Origin of the sequence: Bacteroides caecigallinarum, assembly GCF_016901995.1 — a bacterium.
Taxonomy (GTDB): Bacteria; Bacteroidota; Bacteroidia; order Bacteroidales; family Bacteroidaceae; genus Phocaeicola; species Phocaeicola cellulolyticus.
On sequence record NZ_JACJLE010000239.1, the window covers coordinates 1 to 219 of the forward strand.

Here is a 219-nt window from a genome sequence, read left to right on the forward strand (position 1 = left end):
ATATCGTCTATTTCACTCTCGGACACGGAAAGGACATTGTTTATCACGGTAAAACAGAATTCCGCGGAATTCATACTAACGACATTCTGGAACTGAGTCCGTTCCAAAAACAGACATTCAAGGTAGATGAAGTAAGCCAACTTTATCCGGAATATTATATCCTGAAAGTAAACGACTTCAATAAAGTGGCAAAAACTCCGCTAGAGGAATGGATTTATT

Annotated in this window: 1 pseudogene; it reads left to right on the plus strand. The window is 38.4% G+C overall.

Features of this window, described 5'->3' with window-relative positions:
- Positions 1-219, plus strand: a pseudogene (locus tag H6A61_RS15800) (hypothetical protein); the annotation flags it as partial.